17 protein-coding genes are annotated in these 14,120 nt (G+C 69.8%); 5 read left to right on the top strand and 12 right to left on the bottom strand.

Annotated elements, in window-relative coordinates:
- Positions 1 to 79: 79 nt before the first annotated feature.
- A complete protein-coding gene (locus ACYQ78_RS10450; protein WP_459800560.1) occupies positions 80 to 808 on the top strand; it encodes a hypothetical protein in 729 nt (242 codons plus the stop codon).
- Here ACYQ78_RS10450 and ACYQ78_RS10445 read toward each other — a convergent pair.
- The 4 genes from ACYQ78_RS10445 to ACYQ78_RS10430 are packed head-to-tail and all read right to left on the bottom strand — an operon-like array spanning position 777 to position 3,242.
- Positions 777 to 1,568 carry an SGNH/GDSL hydrolase family protein gene (locus ACYQ78_RS10445; protein WP_459800559.1) on the bottom strand — a complete coding sequence of 264 codons (792 nt, stop codon included), beginning with the start codon at positions 1,566 to 1,568 and terminating at the stop codon, positions 777 to 779. The two genes, ACYQ78_RS10450 and ACYQ78_RS10445, sit on opposite strands and share 32 nt — an antisense overlap.
- Positions 1,565 to 2,128 carry a PadR family transcriptional regulator gene (locus ACYQ78_RS10440; RefSeq protein WP_459800558.1) on the bottom strand — a complete coding sequence of 188 codons (564 nt, stop codon included), beginning with the start codon at positions 2,126 to 2,128 and terminating at the stop codon, positions 1,565 to 1,567. Before ACYQ78_RS10440 ends, ACYQ78_RS10445 begins: the two co-directional genes overlap by 4 nt.
- Positions 2,129 to 2,158: 30 nt before the next feature.
- Entirely contained in the window at positions 2,159 to 2,692 is a 534-nt protein-coding gene (locus ACYQ78_RS10435) for an antibiotic biosynthesis monooxygenase (RefSeq protein WP_459800557.1), read from the bottom strand.
- Positions 2,685 to 3,242: an NADPH-dependent FMN reductase gene (locus ACYQ78_RS10430; RefSeq protein WP_459800556.1), complete on the bottom strand. Its 558-nt coding sequence runs from the start codon at positions 3,240 to 3,242 to the stop codon at positions 2,685 to 2,687. The genes ACYQ78_RS10435 and ACYQ78_RS10430 overlap by 8 nt, the downstream gene beginning before the upstream one ends.
- A 44-nt stretch (positions 3,243 to 3,286) precedes the next feature.
- Between ACYQ78_RS10430 and soxR the strand changes: the two genes are divergently transcribed.
- The gene (soxR, locus tag ACYQ78_RS10425; RefSeq protein ID WP_459800555.1) at positions 3,287 to 3,727 is read left to right on the top strand and encodes a redox-sensitive transcriptional activator SoxR; all 441 of its coding nucleotides are present in this window, start codon (positions 3,287 to 3,289) and stop codon (positions 3,725 to 3,727) included.
- Here soxR and ACYQ78_RS10420 read toward each other — a convergent pair.
- Both ACYQ78_RS10420 and ACYQ78_RS10415 read right to left on the bottom strand, forming a co-directional pair.
- Positions 3,724 to 4,248: a mismatch-specific DNA-glycosylase gene (locus tag ACYQ78_RS10420; protein ID WP_459800554.1), complete on the bottom strand. Its 525-nt coding sequence runs from the start codon at positions 4,246 to 4,248 to the stop codon at positions 3,724 to 3,726. The genes soxR and ACYQ78_RS10420 overlap by 4 nt on opposite strands.
- Before the next feature lie 5 nt (positions 4,249 to 4,253).
- Positions 4,254 to 5,069 carry an isocitrate lyase/PEP mutase family protein gene (locus ACYQ78_RS10415; RefSeq protein ID WP_459800553.1) on the bottom strand — a complete coding sequence of 272 codons (816 nt, stop codon included), beginning with the start codon at positions 5,067 to 5,069 and terminating at the stop codon, positions 4,254 to 4,256.
- A gap of 105 nt (positions 5,070 to 5,174) precedes the next feature.
- On the opposite strand from ACYQ78_RS10415, the gene ACYQ78_RS10410 reads away from it, so the two are divergent.
- Positions 5,175 to 5,780 carry a TetR/AcrR family transcriptional regulator gene (locus ACYQ78_RS10410; RefSeq protein ID WP_459800552.1) on the top strand — a complete coding sequence of 202 codons (606 nt, stop codon included), beginning with the start codon at positions 5,175 to 5,177 and terminating at the stop codon, positions 5,778 to 5,780.
- A gap of 40 nt (positions 5,781 to 5,820) precedes the next feature.
- Here ACYQ78_RS10410 and ACYQ78_RS10405 read toward each other — a convergent pair whose 3' ends face one another.
- From ACYQ78_RS10405 to ACYQ78_RS10380, 6 genes are all read right to left on the bottom strand, one after another.
- Positions 5,821 to 6,006 carry a tautomerase family protein gene (locus ACYQ78_RS10405; RefSeq protein ID WP_459800551.1) on the bottom strand — a complete coding sequence of 62 codons (186 nt, stop codon included), beginning with the start codon at positions 6,004 to 6,006 and terminating at the stop codon, positions 5,821 to 5,823.
- Positions 6,007 to 6,256: 250 nt separating this feature from the next.
- Positions 6,257 to 6,964 carry an SDR family oxidoreductase gene (locus tag ACYQ78_RS10400; protein ID WP_459800550.1) on the bottom strand — a complete coding sequence of 236 codons (708 nt, stop codon included), beginning with the start codon at positions 6,962 to 6,964 and terminating at the stop codon, positions 6,257 to 6,259.
- A complete protein-coding gene (gene kduI, locus ACYQ78_RS10395) occupies positions 6,961 to 7,758 on the bottom strand; it encodes a 5-dehydro-4-deoxy-D-glucuronate isomerase (RefSeq protein WP_459800549.1) in 798 nt (265 codons plus the stop codon). Before kduI ends, ACYQ78_RS10400 begins: the two co-directional genes overlap by 4 nt.
- Positions 7,759 to 7,771: 13 nt before the next feature.
- Positions 7,772 to 10,069 (bottom strand): discoidin domain-containing protein, encoded by a 2,298-nt coding sequence (locus ACYQ78_RS10390; protein ID WP_459800548.1) that lies wholly within the window; start codon positions 10,067 to 10,069, stop codon positions 7,772 to 7,774.
- Positions 10,070 to 10,231: 162 nt separating this feature from the next.
- Positions 10,232 to 11,008, bottom strand: a complete 777-nt coding sequence (locus ACYQ78_RS10385; RefSeq protein ID WP_459800547.1) for an NAD-dependent epimerase/dehydratase family protein — start codon at positions 11,006 to 11,008, stop codon at positions 10,232 to 10,234.
- Positions 11,005 to 11,793 carry an IclR family transcriptional regulator gene (locus tag ACYQ78_RS10380; protein ID WP_459800546.1) on the bottom strand — a complete coding sequence of 263 codons (789 nt, stop codon included), beginning with the start codon at positions 11,791 to 11,793 and terminating at the stop codon, positions 11,005 to 11,007. The genes ACYQ78_RS10385 and ACYQ78_RS10380 overlap by 4 nt, the downstream gene beginning before the upstream one ends.
- A 125-nt stretch (positions 11,794 to 11,918) precedes the next feature.
- Here ACYQ78_RS10380 and ACYQ78_RS10375 point away from each other — a divergent pair, with 125 nt between their 5' ends.
- On the top strand, positions 11,919 to 13,226 hold the full coding sequence (locus ACYQ78_RS10375) for an ABC transporter substrate-binding protein (RefSeq protein WP_459800545.1): 1,308 nt from the start codon (positions 11,919 to 11,921) through the stop codon (positions 13,224 to 13,226).
- Positions 13,223 to 14,119 (top strand): carbohydrate ABC transporter permease, encoded by an 897-nt coding sequence (locus tag ACYQ78_RS10370; RefSeq protein ID WP_459800544.1) that lies wholly within the window; start codon positions 13,223 to 13,225, stop codon positions 14,117 to 14,119. The genes ACYQ78_RS10375 and ACYQ78_RS10370 overlap by 4 nt, the downstream gene beginning before the upstream one ends.
- Position 14,120: the final 1 nt, after the last annotated feature.

Below are 14,120 nucleotides of genomic sequence, written 5' to 3'. Positions count from 1 at the left end.
CCGGGAATGGAACGGTCCTTGTCGCGTGGCGGCCCGGGTGAGAAGCTGCGCAGGCGTTTCCGGCGAACCTGGAGGATTCATGACCACCCCCGCACAGGCCAAGACCAACGCGATGGCGTCGATCAACGAAGGGCTGCTGCTCACCCCGCTCGCGAAGGCCAAAGTGTGGAACGCCTCGAAGTCGATCACCGAGGAGTCGGCCCCGCCGTTCGCCGGTGGTTCCGGGGTCTCAGGGGTGCCCGAGTTCGTCGCCGACAAGATCACCTACGCCGCGCCGGGCCAGCAGAAACTCAACCTGGTGGCGTTCGCGAAGAAGGCCGGGCTCCTCGATCTCGAAGGCACCTGGGGGCAGATGACCCACGAGATCGTCGAGAAGTTACGCGTCCAGACCAAGAAGGAGTACCTGACCTACGGCCGTCAGCTGCTGAAGGACATGAAGGGCGGCGTCTGCACCATGTTCACCTGCGGCGCGATCGGCTGGGTCGCCGAGCACGCCGATCTCCTCCCAGAAGACGGCGTCGTCGAGCTGTTCGCCCACATCGACAAGAGCCCAGGGCACGCCTTCGCCGTCGTCGGCCGCGACCGCACCGGCGACGCCGACAAGGTCGACCAGTGGGGCGACCTGTGCTTCGTCATCGACCCGTGGTTCGCGCGCCACCGCGCCACCTCGCCCGGCAAGGACCACGTGAAGGACCTCGTGGTGAACGACCCCTTCTACCTGGCGGCGTACGTCCAGTTCCTGAAGGAACCCAAGACCCGCGTCGCCCAGCTGACCTTCACCAAGGCGGAGCTGTCGACCCTGCTCTGACGACCGGCAGCAGGTCAGGGCGTTTGGCGGTCCGGCCGTCGCCGGAGGAGCGGCCCCTGATCCGGCGGATCGCCCATGGTCCGAGGAACGCCGCCGCCCAGCGCACCTCGGCGCCGGTGCGCAGCAGGGCGTTCGGGCGGCGCACCGGCGGGAGCTCCCCGGCCCAGGCCAGGTCGCTGCCGGGCAGGCCCAGCGCGTGGGCTGCGGCGGCGGCGATGCGTTCGTGGCCCAGGGGAGCGGCGTGGAGCCGGTCGCGGCTCCACAACCTCGCGTCGGTGGAGACGGGGTAGGGGAAGGTGTCGACCACGATCGCGCCGTGCCGCTTCGAGGCGTCGCGGAGCCGGTCGTTGAAGTCGAGGACCTTGGGCAGGAAGCGCCGGGCCATCGGCGCGATCACCGCGATGTTCGGGAACGTGAAGGTCAGCACGGTCGCGCCGGTGGCGGTGAACGCGCGGATCATCTCCTCCACCTCCCCGGCGACGACGGCCGGATCGCTCCCCGGACGCGGGATGTCGTTCATCCCCGCCATCACCGACACCAGATCGGGCTTGAGCGCGAGCGCCGGAGCCACCTGCTGGGCCCGGATCTGCCCGGCGAGCCGGCCGCGCACCGCCAGGTTGGCGTAGCGCACGTCGGGATCGGCCGCCGCGAGGTGTTCGGCCAGGCGGTCGGCCCAGCCCCGGTAGCCGGAGATCTCGTCTCCGTCGTTGAGGCCCTCGGTCTGGCTGTCGCCGATGGCGACGTAACGCAGGTAGGTCATCGTGATCTGGCCGTTCTGCGGTCGAGGGCCTTGAGGGCCCATTGGCACCAGTGGCGGTTCTCGCGTTCGAAGGCCAGCCCTCGGGTGACCGTGAGGTAGGGCCCGATGCGGTCGGCGTGGTCGAGGAACTCCTCCTCGGTACGGCCGTCGAGGAGGCGGGCCCGGAGGCGGTCGTACCGGGCGATCTTGGCCTCGGCCCACCCGAGCCGCTCCTCGATCGCCGCGCGCACGGCGGCGGCATCGCCCACGTCGACCGCCTGGACCTGCACGAACAGGTCTTCCCTGATCGCCCCGGGCCGGGTCGGCTCCCGCGTGAAGGCGTGCAGCTCGCGGCGTCCGTCGTCGGTGAGGGAGAACAGGCGCTTGCTGGGACGCCGCTCCTGATGGACGACCCGGGCATGCACGAGACCCTCCTCGTGCATGCGGTCGAGCTCGCGGTAGAGCTGCTGGGGCGTGGCCATCCAGAAGTTCGCGACCGAGGCGTCGAAGCCCTTGGCCAGGTCGTAACCGCTGGCCTCACCCTCCAGCAGGGCGGCCATGACGGCGTGGCGCAGAGACATGCCCAACACCATACCTATTCAACGAATTGACTATCCGACCGGGGTGCGGAACCGGCGGAAGCCGCTGCCGGTCACTCCGGGGAAGTCGTGGACGTGCCGCCATTCGGGGTTGCGGCCGATGCCGTTCCCCCCGGCCACGGCGTTTTCGTGCGCTTCGGCGCTGGTCCATTCGGCGAAGTTGAGCACGCGGGTGCCGTCGGCGGAGACCAGGAAGTCGGCCGAGATGCCGCCCGGATGGGGCTCGGTCTCGGCCTCCAGCGCGGTGAAGACGGCGTCGATCCAGCGGCGGAGCCTGGCCGGATCGGGGCCGTCGAACCGCACATCGACCAGGACCAGACACCCCGCCTCGGGCGGGTCGTCGCGGCGGGCGCTCCGGTAGGGGTGGAACGCGACCGGTTCGGAACCGGTGAGTCCGCGCAGGTAGACGGGGTCGGGGACGCTCCAGCGGGTGTAGGCGAGGTGGACGTCGTCGGTGGCGTACACCCGGAACTCCAGCAGCCCCTCAGGCCAGGGCGCGGGCTCCCACGGAGTGGCCGATTCGGCGATGAGGATCGTGTCAGGCAACGGGAGCTCCGTAGGGCGTGGTGGCGCGGGCGGCGGACAGGGCCCGCCCCCACCAGGTGAGCTGGTCGAGCAGGCGCTCGGCGGCCTCGCCGCATCCGAGCGGATCGATCGGCGCCCCGTCGGGCCCGAAGCGGTCCCACGCCTGGTGGAAGCTGACCGTCTCGCGGACCGTGACGGCGTGCAGTTCGGCGAAGACCGGCCGGAGCTGCTCGACCGCCCGCAGCCCTCCGGAGAGGCCGCCGTAGGAGACGAACCCCACCGGTTTGGCCGCCCACGGGACCATGAAGCGGTCGATCACCTCCTTCAGCGGGCCGGGGAAACTGTGGTTGTACTCGGGCGTGACCACCACGAACATGTCCGCCTCGGTGAAGCGGGTATCCAGATCGTTGTCGTGCGCCAGATCGACGACATCGACTGTGAGGCCGCTCCTGCGCTCCGCATGCTCCGCGAACCACCGCGCCACGGTCGGCCCGAACCTGCCCTGCCGGGTACTGCCGACGATCACCGCGAGCCGCATGCCGATCTCCTTCTCCCTCGGGTACGGCCCCATCCTGAAACTTAAACAAGGGTTTAAGTCAAGCTAGGCTGGCCGGCATGACCTCACTGCCGCCGGAGATCACCATCGGCGACCTGGCCGAACGCAGCGGCGTGCCCGCCTCGGCCCTGCGCTTCTACGAGCGCCAGGGCCTCATCCACAGCCGCCGCACCACCGGCAACCAGCGCAGATACGCCCGCGAGACCCTGCGGAGGGTCGCGTTCATCCGCGCCTCCCAGGCGCTCGGCATCCCGCTGTCGGTCGTCGGCCAGACCCTCGCCATGCTCCCCAACGACCAGGCCCCGACCAGGGAGTTCTGGCTACGCGCATCAGAGTGCTGGAGCACGGAACTTAACCGCCGCATCGAACGCCTGGAACAGATGCGCGACCGCTTCACCCGCTGCATCGGCTGCGGCTGCCTGTCCTTCAAGGAATGCGCCTTGATCAACCCCGACGACACCCTGAGCGAAGAGGGCGCGGGCGCCCGCCTCCTTTTCTAAGGCCGCTGGTCCGGCAGTCCCGTTTCGCGGCGGAAGCGGGTGAATTCCGCGGCCAGGGCGGTGGGCGGGTAGTGGGCGTTGCGGCCGCTCGGGTTCGGGAGCACCCACACCTTCGCGCCGCCGATCGTGCCGGGTTGCAGGCCGGGGCGCGCTTGGGGGGCGTCGAACGCGGCGCGGTAGCCCGTCACGCCGAGGAACGCGGCCCACGAGCAGTGGAGGCCCGCGAGGCGTTCGGCCAGGTCGCGGCCGCCTTCGGCGAGTTCCGCCCGGGTGAGCTGGGCGGCCTGCGGGGTCGGGCGGCGCACGATGGTCGTCAGGCCCAGGCCGAACGACAGCAGGTCGCGCTCCTGTTCGGCCCGGAGCAGCGTCGGGGTGAAACCCGAGGTGTGCAGGGCGGGCCAGAAGCGGTTGCCCGGGGTCGCGAAGCTGTGGCCGATCGCGACCGACGCCGGGGCGGGGTTGATGCCGATGAAGACGGCGGTCAGGCCGTCGGCCAGGATGTCCGCGAGTCGGCCCGGCATGGCACTTATGACTCCTTGAGCAGGTCGAAGCCCATCGTGATCGAGAAGGCGGCCAGGTCGCCGCCGGCGAGTTTGGTGGCGCCCGCGCGCAGGGCGCTCAGGCTGTGGAGGTAGGGCTCGACGCCGAGACTGATGCGGCGGGCCCCGGTGCTCCGGATCTCGTCGAGGGTGTACTTACCCGACGACCAGCCCAGCAGCACGTTCACCGGCTTGGGCGCGACCGCCTTGACGACCAGCGCGACGGCGTCGAGGTCGGGCAGGACGGGGGCGAAGAGCACGTCGGCGCCCGCCTCGGCGAAGGCGGTCAGGCGGCGGACGGTGTCGTCGAGGTCGGGCCGCCCCTGGATGAAGTTGTCGGTGCGGCCGGTCAGCACGATCCGCCCCTTGGCCACCTCGGCGGCACGGCGGACCCGCTCGACGGCCTCGTCGAAGTCGCGGATCGGCTTCGCGGGGTTGGCCGAGGTGTCCTCGACGCCGATGCCCGACAGGCCCGCCGCGATGGCGGCCTCGACGGTGGCGGCGACGTCGTCGGGGGTCTCGCCGTAGCCGTCTTCGAAGTCACCGTTGACGGGGAGCCCGCTCGTGCGGGCCAGCACCTGGGCGTGGGCGAGGTGCTCGTCGCGGCTCACCGCGTGGCGGCCGTCGAGGCGGCCGAGGGTGGCGGCGAAGGACGCCGACGAGGTGGCGACGGCCTTGAACCCGGCGTCGGCGAAGACCGCAGCCGACAGGCCGTCGAAGGCGTTGGGCATGACGAACGTGTCGTTCTGGGCGTGCAGTGCGGCGAAGGCCTCGTAGCGATCGCGCGACGTGTTACCGGACATGGTTCCTGCCCTCTCGACATTTATGGGCTGGTCAGCCCACTCAGTGTCAGTCAAGCAGCCCCCGGATTGGGCTGTCAAACCCAATATCGGGGTACGCTCAGTGTCATGGGTGGTCAAAGGGGCTTCACGGCCAAGGGGCTCGCGGCCAGGGCGCGCATCATCGAGCACGCCGCGGAGCTGATCTACACCCACGGAGTCCACGGCACCAGCAACGAGCTGCTGCGCCGGGCGACGGGAGTGAGCGGATCCCAGCTCACCCACTACTTCCCCGACAAGGAGAGCCTCGTCCGCGCGGTGATCGAATGGCAGACGGAGAAGATCCTCGACCTGCACGCCGGATCGACCTTCGCCGGGTTCGACACCATCGAGGCGCTGCGCGAATGGGCGGCCTTCTACGTCTCCCACGAGCGGGTCTGCCAGGAGGGCTGCACCCTGGGCTCGCTGGCGGCCGAGATCGTGAAAGCCGACCTGGACGTCCGCGACCGGCTCGCCGCCGACTTCGCCCGCTGGAAGGACCTGATGCGCGCCGGCCTCCAGCGCATGCGCGACACCGGCCGCCTCCGCCCCGACGCCGACCCCGGGCAACTGGCGACCCTGTTGCTGGCCGCCATGCAGGGCGGCATGCTGCTCGCCCAGATCGAAGGCGGCGTGGCCCCCCTCCGCGACGCGTTGACAGCCGCCATCGACCACGTGCAGACCTTCGAAACGTGAGCCCGCACCGAGGGTTCCGATGCGGGCTGACGAGGGCGTTCTAGCGGTCGGATTCCAGAATGCCGCCGTTGGCCACGTCGGACTTCTCGATCTCCCAGAACACGATGCGAACCGCCGCCTCCTTCGCCTTGAGAATGCCGACAGCGGCCTCGGTCACGGCCGCGACGAACTCCCGCCGCTGGTCAGGGGAACGTCCGGACAGCAGCTCGACGGTGATGTTGGGCATGTGAGGTCTCCTTGTAGAACGGTCAGCGGATAAACGGTTTTGCCGATCAACGGATCCACAGGCCAAGGGATCCGCAGGTCAACGGGCATACGGGCCGGCGTCCAGAGAGCAAGTGGGGGAGGAGATAACCGGAGACTGGATGAACGGGCCAGTGGGCAGACGGGCCGGAGAGCGAGCAGAGGAGTGGGTGAACGGCCCAGCGGTAGATCGGGTAAGTGGTAGACGGGGCAGTGGTGGGTTGCGGTACACGTCAGCGGGCCAGCCAGCCGCCGTCCACCGCCAGCACGTGGCCGTGGACGTAGTCGGCCGCTGAAGAGGCCAGGAAGACGGCCGCGCCGGCCAGGTCTTCTGGGCGGCCCCAGCGGCCCGCCGGGATGCGGGATCTGATGGCCAGATCCCGGTCAGGGTCGGCGCGGAGGGCCTCGGTGTTGGCGGTTTCGATGTAGCCCGGTGCGATGGCGTTGACGTTCACGCCCCGCCCGGCCCACTCGTTGGCGAGGGCTTTCGTCAGGCCGGCCACGCCGTGCTTGGCGGCGGCGTAGCCGGGGACGGTGAGGCCGCCCTGGAAGCTCAGCATCGACGCGATGTTGATGATCTTCCCGTCGCCGCGTTCGAGCATCGGCCCGCCGAAGGCCCGGCAGAGCAGGAACACCGCGTCCAGATCGACCGTCAGCACCTCCCGCCAGTCGTCGTAGGAGTGTTCATGGGCGGGCGCCCGCCGGATGATGCCGGCGTTGTTGACCAGCACGTCCACCCGCCGCTCCCGCAACAGTCGCTCGGCCGCGGCGGGGATGTCCCCGGGAACGCCGAGGTCCAGCACCCACTCGTCACCGGGCCGGTGGCCGTGCCGGATCACCGTGGCGCCCGCTTCGGAGAGGGCGTCGGCGATGGCGCGGCCGATGCCGGTGCGGGCCCCGGTCACCAGGGCGGTGCGGCCCGCGAGGGAGAACGGGGTCATCGCAGGGTCTCCATGGCGACGTGGTCCATGTCCTCGAAGGCCTGGTTCTCGCCGCCCATCGCCCACACGAACGTGTACCCGGCCGTACCGAACCCGCAGTGGATCGACCACGGCGGCGAGATCACCGCCTGCCGGTCGGCCACCACCAGCGACCGGGTCTCTGAAGGCTCGCCCATCAGGTGGAAGACCCGGGCGCCGGCGGGCAGGCCGAAGTAGAAGTAGACCTCGGTGCGCCGCTGGTGGGTGTGGCACGGCATGGTGTTCCACATCGATCCGGGCTCCAGCACGGTCACCCCGAGCACCAGCTGGCAGCTCCGCACCCCGCCCGCGTGGATGTGCTTGTAGACGGTCCGCTCGTTGGAGCCCGCCCGCCCGCCGAGCCGCACCGGCTCGGCGTCGTCGAGGCTCGACTTCATGGTCGGGTACGTCTGGTGCGCCGCCGTCGACACCAGATAGAACGGCCCGCCCTCGAAGATCACCTCCGGGGTGCCCCGGCCGACGTACAGGCACTCCTTCTCCGCGAGGTCGTGGCCGTTCACCCGGCCCTCTCCCAGCGCGATCACGCCGAGTTCGCGGCGCTCCAGGAAGAAGGCCGATCGCAGTCCGGGCGGGTCGGGTAACGCGAGGGGCGTCCGGTCAGGCCACACGCCGCCGACGACCATGCGGTCCTCGTGCGTGTACACCAGGCCGACCTCGCCCGGACGGAACAGGTCTTCCGCCAGGAAGCGGGCGCGGAGCCCGTCGGTGGTCAGCGTGGGGATCTGGTCGGGGGCGGTCGCCTGCCGGACGTCCATCGTGGCCTTCCTGTTAGTAGAGCTCGAATTCCCGCACGTTGAAGCCGGTGCCCGCCGAGTCCTTGCTCAGGTAGAGCTGGAAGTAGCGGGCGGTCTCATCCGTGGCGACCTCACCGGAGGCGTTCCCGTTGGCGAAGGTCGACCAGCTCGTGCCGTTGGCGGAGCTGCGGAACTTGTAGGTGGTGGCGTAGGCGGAACCCCACTTCACGACAATGCGGGTGACCCGTCGTGCGGTGCCGAGGTCCACGGTCAGCCAGTTGGGCTTGGCGCTGCTCGACTGCCAGGCGGTCGAGACGGTGCAGTCGACCGCCAGCCCGGCCTGAGCCGAGTTGGAGTAGGCGGTCGCGGTCTTCCCACACGCCAGGTTGCCCGTCGGAGGCGACGGCGAGGGTGAAGGAGAAGGCGAGGGCTGCGGGCCGCCCGTCCGGAGGAACAGGGAACCCGACGTCTCGGTGCGCGACGCGTTCACCCCCGCGTTCGTGTAGTTGAGCGTCTCCCGTGACGCCCAGTCGGGGATCGTCGTCCCGCCCGACGACAGGTGCTGGAACTGCGCCGGGTTGCTCGCCGAGCTGCCGAACTGGTAGATCCGCTGCCTGTCGGCATAGGGCGCGTAGTCGGTGAAGGGACCACCGGCCGTGAGCTGCTTGCGCAGGGTGTTGTTGTAGAAGACGTTCTGTGGCCCCGACGACCCCGACCACTTCAGCGCCTTCGGCCCGGCCCCCCACCAGATCGGATACCAGGTCGAGTTGTCGACCGGCGCCCCGCCGGTGTCGCCCTCCTCGCCGCAGTTGGAAACGCAGTTCTTCGAGGCGTGCTCGAACGGCACGTTGACCACGTTGCCCTCGAAGAGGTTGCGGCGCTCCCAGCCGCCGTGCAGGTTGAGGTCGGAGTCGAAGTCGTTGCCGAGCACCACGTTGTTCGACGCCGACCACTGGAACGTGAAGTGCCGCAGGTTCCGGCTGGTGTTGTACGCGTACAGCGAGTCCCACACCCGCGACCCGCGGAAGTAGCCGTTCCCGCCCTTGCCCTTGTTCCACGAGCCGTCGAGTGTCGACTCCTGGACCTGGATGTTCTTGGCGCTCTCGGTGACGATCGGGTGGGACCCCGTCATCGACGTCTTCACGCCCCGCACCCACGAGTTGGCCGCCCATTTCAGGACGATGCCGTGCATCTCGTACTCGGGCGCCATGTTGCCGTAGTTGAACTTCGCGGCGGCGGTGTTGAGGTTGTAAGTGCCGCCGCCGAGTTTGGGCAGGTTGGTCATCTCCTGGGAGATGGTCAGGTTCTCGATGCCGACGCCTTGGACGACCTTGAGCGGCGTCACCCGGCTCGGGTAGACGGTGCCGGCGATGGCCGCCGAACCGTCGGAGGTCGAGTCGACCGGCACGTCGAACTCGAGCGGCTTGTCGATCGTGAGGGTCCGCGTCGAGGCGTTCACGGAGGAGATCTGGAAGATCTGCTGCCGCATGTGCTGGTTGAGGTACTTCGAGGAGTCGGTCGCGGTCTGCTGCTGGTAGAACTTCACCGAGTTGGCGGCGCCCACCCACAGGAAGCCGCCGGCCTGGAACCGCGCCATGTCGGCGCTGGTGGCCAGCGAGATCGTGGTCGACCCGGTCGCCGAGGCGGCCCGCAGCGGCACCCCGCCCGCCCAGTGCTGGTTGACGCTTCCCTCGAAGATGTCCTTCCGGTTGGCCGGGGCGGCGGCGTACTCGGCGGCGTAGGTGGCCGCCACCTCACGGGTCTGCACCCGCAGCAGGCCGCGCCCCGGCCAGGTCCAGCCGCCCTTGCCGCGTCCCGACACCATGCCGTCCTCGTCCCAGTCGCCGCCGTCGGCGGTCAGGGCGTCGTAACGGGTGTTGACGTCGGGGCGGAAGACCAGCCGGGTGGAGTCGGCCCCGGCGCCGCGGACGATCAGGTGGTCCGCGTCGAGGCCGAGTTGCCTGGTCACGTCGATCCGCCCGGCGGGCAGCGTGATCAGGGAGAACCGGGAGTAGTTTCCGGCGCACGAGGTCCGGACGAAGTCGATGGCCCGCTGGAGGCCGGTGGAGTCGTCGGCGCCGTCGTCGGGGCGGACGCCGTACACGGAGGAGAGTTCGGCGGGGGTGATCTTGCAGTTCTCGTCGGGAGTGACCTGGGCGTCGGTGGGGAGGGCGACGCCGCCGCGGTATCCGGCCTTGCTCCAGTCGGGCAGTCCGGCGAGTGGCACACGCCGGTTGGCACTGGTCAGGTCGGGGACGGCGGCTCCGGCCGCCCCGGGTAAGAGGGTGGCCACTATGGCGGCGGCCGCCGTGATGATCAGGGTTTTCCTCATCGTGGGGTCCTTGCGGAACGGCCCGCCCCGGAGCGACGGCGTCGGCGACTCCGGGTGCGGGGCGGCGGATGGCTCACTACCGCGGTGTCCGAAAGGTAGGTTCCTTAACTAACTCCAGTCAAGTAGGTGAATGATGTTCCTGTATGTGAACGGACAATTCGCCTACCAGGCCCCACCGAGCTCACGAGTGGTGAACGGGCCGCCGACCAGCTCGCTCACATCCGTCGTCGCCTCGGGCGGTTCGGTCGCGTAGTCCTCCGCGTCGTCGAGGGGTTCGTAGCCGATGGCCCGCGCCGCCTCAAGCGACCACCAGCGCCGGGTGTTGTCCGACACGCCCCACACGACGTGGAACCCGGTCGCCGTCAGCGCCGCCTCGACCAGCCGGGCGCAGTCGCCGGGGGACAGCCACGTCCCCAGCCCCCGCACGTCGGGCGGCCGTGGAGCGCACGAGCCGATCCTGATCACGACCACGTTCAGCCCGAACCGGTCGTGGTAGAGGCTGCCGAGCGCCTCCATGACGACCTTGCTCACGCCGTAGAACGTGTCGGGCCGGGGTGGGAGGCCGTCGGGCAGTTCGCCCTCCTCGGGGCGCGGCAGGAACCCGGCCGCGTGGTGGCTCCCGGCCAGCACGACCTGCTTGACGCCCAGGTCACGGGCGGTTTCCAGGAGGATCTGGGTGCCGGTCATGTTGATCGCCACCGTCGAGGCCCAGTCGCGTTCCCGGCTCAGGCCGCCGAGGTGCACGACGGCGTCCGCTCCGGCCAGCGCCGTCCGCATCACGGCGGGGTCGGTGAGGTCGCCCCTGATCGCCTCCTCGCCGTCGCCGGGGGTGAGCTCGGCCAGGTCGAGCAGGCGCAGCGTGCGTCCGGGCCGGGCCAGCAGCGGGCGCAGCAGCGAGCCCACCTTCCCGGCCGCGCCGGTCACCAGCAGCGTGCTCACGTGACCGCGCCGGTGCGCAGCAGGTCGCCGATCCGGTGGGCGGCGTTCGACAGCGCGGCCACGATCTGCGCGGCGTGGTCGTCGTCGAGGCGGACCACCGGCACCGACACGCTCAGCGCGTCGGTCACCGGGAACGTGTACGGCAGCGCCACCGCGAAGCAGCACAGCCCCGTCACGTTCTGCTCGCGTTCGTGGGCGTAGCCCTGGAGCCGGGTCAGGTCGAGCTCGGCCCGCAGCAGCGTCGGGTCGACGATGGTCTGCGGGGTGATCGGGGCCAGTTCGGCGGGGATGTGCTCCTCGGCGTCGGGCCTGATCGCCAGCACCGCCCGGCCGAGCGCGGTGGCGTAGGCCGGCTGGCGGCGGCCGACCCGCGAGGTCGAGCGCAGGTGGTGCTGCGACTCGCGGCTGGCCAGGTAGACCATGTCGGAACCGTCGAGCCTGGCCAGGTGGACGGTCTCGTTGATCTCGGCCCTGACCTGCTCCAATATCGGCGCCGCCACCCGCACGATCGGGTCGCGGTCGAGGTAGGACGTTCCAACGAGCAGGGCGCGGACCCCGATGCCGTAGGCGGAACCGGTCGGGTCGGCCTGCACCCAGCCGCGCCCCATGAGCGTCTGCAACAGCATGTAGAGGCTCGACTTCGGATAGCCCAGCTCACGTTGCAGTTCGGCGAGGGTGAGCCATCGTTCGGCGCGGGCCAGCGCCTCCAGGAGTTCGACGGTCCGGTCGGCGGATTTGACCGGGCTCTTGCGGCCCTCGGCCTCGGCGGGCCGGCTGTCAGGCATTAACGCGCTCCATTCCCGACTGTGAGACGGCGCTATTGACAGCGCCGATCCCCGATTCTTACAGTTTGCGGGCATCGTTCACAAATCTGACCATCATTCATATACATGAACGAGGTGAACGCGGAATGCCCACCCCCCGCCGCTTCATCGCCGGACTCGCCGCGCTGGCACTGGCCGCCACGGCGTGTTCGTCCGGTGAGACCGCCTTATCCGACGAGCCCCTGACCCTGTGGACGAGGTCCACACCCGCCTCCGCCAAGGTCTACGAGAAGATCCTGGCCGAGTTCACCAAGACGTCCGGGGTGAAGGTCACCTACGTCCCGGTCTACGAGAACTTCGAGCAGAAGATCCAGCAGGCCGCCGCCGCGAAGAAGCTGCCCGACGCCGTCATCACCGACGTGAGCCTCCTCGGCAACGCCGTCAGCCAGGGGCTGCTCACCCCCGTCGACAAGGCGTCGATCGCCGGGTCGGGCGACCTGCTCGAACGCGCCTGGAACCAGGCCACCGCCGCCGACGGCAAGCAGTACGGCGTGCCGTTCTCCGTCCAGGCGATGGCCACGTTCATCCGCAAGGACTGGCGCGAGAAACTCGGCCACGAGGTGCCGACCTCGTGGGAGGGCCTGGTCGCCCTGGCCAAGGACATGCAGGCCAATGACCCCGACGGCAACGGCAAGGCCGACACCTACGGCATGCTCGTGCCCGGCTCGACCCAGCGCGGCTACACCGCCTGGTGGGCCGCCTCCTACATCTGGGAGGGCGGCGGCGACTTCCTCACCCCGCAGGGCCCCGGCAAGTTCACCCCCGCGATCGACACGGCCCAGTCGGTGCAGGCCGTCACCTGGTTGCAGGACCTGTTCTGCAAGGAGAAGGTCGTCGTCCCGGGCGCGCTGACCCTCATCACCGACGACGCCCACCCCTTCTTCGAGAACGGCCAAGCCGGGATCTACCTGACCGGTCCCTGGATGATGGGCCGCTTCGACGAGAGCCTGGGCAAGGACAAGTACGAGGTCATCGCCAACCCGCCCGGCCCCGGCGGCCAGGCCGTGCTCGGCGAGGGCGAGAACATCTACTGGATGGCCGGGTCGAAGCACGAGGCCGACCGCAAGAAGCTCGCCGAGTTCCTCATCAGCCCGGCCGGCCAGCGCATCGGCATGAACGGCACCGCGCCCAATCCCGTCGTCCGCATCCCGGTGAACAACGGCGTCGACATGATGGCCGAGCGCAAGGACGAACGCTGGGCCACCGTCGCCAAGATCTACCAGGACTCCGGGCGCCTGTTCCCGCAGGTCCCCAACTGGCAGCCGTTCCGCCAGAAGGCCTCGGAGACGCTCAACAGCCTGTTCGCGACGTGTGACGGCGACGTCCAGGGCGCTCTGACGAAGCTCGCCGGCGACTTCCGCACCGAACTGGACGGCCAGAAGGTCGCCGGGTGAGCGTGGGAAAACGGGCCCGCCCGCGCGCGCCGCTCGGCCGGGCCCTGATCCCATGGTTGTTCCTGGTCCCCGCGCTGCTGGTCTTCCTGTACTTCAAGTACATCCCGATGGCGCGCGGCCTGTGGATGAGCTTCTTCAAGGTCCAGCCGTTCCTCGGCGACGAGTGGATCGGCCTGGAGAACTACCGCAAGGTCTTCACCGACGAGTCGTTCCGGTCGGCCATCGGCCACACGGTCATCCTGGCCGGGTCGCAGACGCTCGGCGCGATGGCCATCGGGTTCGTCCTGGCCCTGCTGCTCGAAGGCCGGGCGCGCACGCTGTGGATTGTGCGGTCGGCGGCGTTCCTGCCGGTCGTCACCGCCGTCGCCGTGGTCGGCGAGGTGTGGCGGATGCTCTACTTCCCGGGCGAGCACGGCATGCTCAACAGCGTCTTCACCGCGCTCGGCTTCGGGCCGTCCGGCTTCCTCGACGACCCCGACCAGGCCCTCTGGTGGGTGATCGTGGTCGGGATCTGGAAGCACGCGCCGTACGACATGATGATCATCCTCGCCGGGCTCGCGGGCATCGACCGGCAGCTCTACGAGTCGGCCGCGCTCGACGGCTGCGGGCTGTGGCAGCGCATCCGCTTCATCACCATCCCCGCGCTGCGGCCGGTCGTGACCATCCTCGTCACGCTGGCCTGCATCCGGGGGCTGCGGGTGTTCACCGAGGTCTTCGTGCTCACCGGCGGCGGGCCCGCCGGGGCCACCGACGTCGTGATGACCCGCATCTACGCCCTCGGCTTCGAGGCCGGTGACCTCGGGTTCGCCTCGGCCGGGTCGGTCGTGCTGTTCACCACCACGCTGGTCCTGACCGTCGCGGTCACCCTCTACCGGCGCCGGAAGGAGCTCTGAG

The organism is Herbidospora sp. RD11066, from assembly GCF_054661255.1.
Note: the sequence above shows the minus strand (reverse complement) of the source record. Positions and strands in the feature narration are given on the sequence as shown.

Bases quoted from the DNA above. Each gene is read 5' to 3' on its own strand.
- ACYQ78_RS10445 (WP_459800559.1), bottom strand. From the start codon at position 1,568: ATGACCTACCTGCGTTACGTCGCCATCGGCGACAGCCAGACCGAGGGC.
- ACYQ78_RS10420 (WP_459800554.1), bottom strand. From the start codon at position 4,248: ATGCCGGGCCGACTCGCGGACATCCTGGCCGACGGCCTGACCGCCGTC.
- ACYQ78_RS10415 (WP_459800553.1), bottom strand. From the start codon at position 5,069: ATGTCCGGTAACACGTCGCGCGATCGCTACGAGGCCTTCGCCGCACTG.
- ACYQ78_RS10410 (WP_459800552.1), top strand. From the start codon at position 5,175: ATGGGTGGTCAAAGGGGCTTCACGGCCAAGGGGCTCGCGGCCAGGGCG.
- soxR (WP_459800555.1), top strand. From the start codon at position 3,287: ATGACCTCACTGCCGCCGGAGATCACCATCGGCGACCTGGCCGAACGC.
- ACYQ78_RS10430 (WP_459800556.1), bottom strand. From the start codon at position 3,242: ATGGGGCCGTACCCGAGGGAGAAGGAGATCGGCATGCGGCTCGCGGTG.
- ACYQ78_RS10390 (WP_459800548.1), bottom strand. From the start codon at position 10,069: ATGAGGAAAACCCTGATCATCACGGCGGCCGCCGCCATAGTGGCCACC.
- ACYQ78_RS10450 (WP_459800560.1), top strand. From the start codon at position 80: ATGACCACCCCCGCACAGGCCAAGACCAACGCGATGGCGTCGATCAAC.
- ACYQ78_RS10380 (WP_459800546.1), bottom strand. From the start codon at position 11,793: ATGCCTGACAGCCGGCCCGCCGAGGCCGAGGGCCGCAAGAGCCCGGTC.
- ACYQ78_RS10440 (WP_459800558.1), bottom strand. From the start codon at position 2,128: ATGTCTCTGCGCCACGCCGTCATGGCCGCCCTGCTGGAGGGTGAGGCC.
- ACYQ78_RS10375 (WP_459800545.1), top strand. From the start codon at position 11,919: ATGCCCACCCCCCGCCGCTTCATCGCCGGACTCGCCGCGCTGGCACTG.
- ACYQ78_RS10400 (WP_459800550.1), bottom strand. From the start codon at position 6,964: ATGACCCCGTTCTCCCTCGCGGGCCGCACCGCCCTGGTGACCGGGGCC.
- kduI (WP_459800549.1), bottom strand. From the start codon at position 7,758: ATGGACGTCCGGCAGGCGACCGCCCCCGACCAGATCCCCACGCTGACC.
- ACYQ78_RS10405 (WP_459800551.1), bottom strand. From the start codon at position 6,006: ATGCCCAACATCACCGTCGAGCTGCTGTCCGGACGTTCCCCTGACCAG.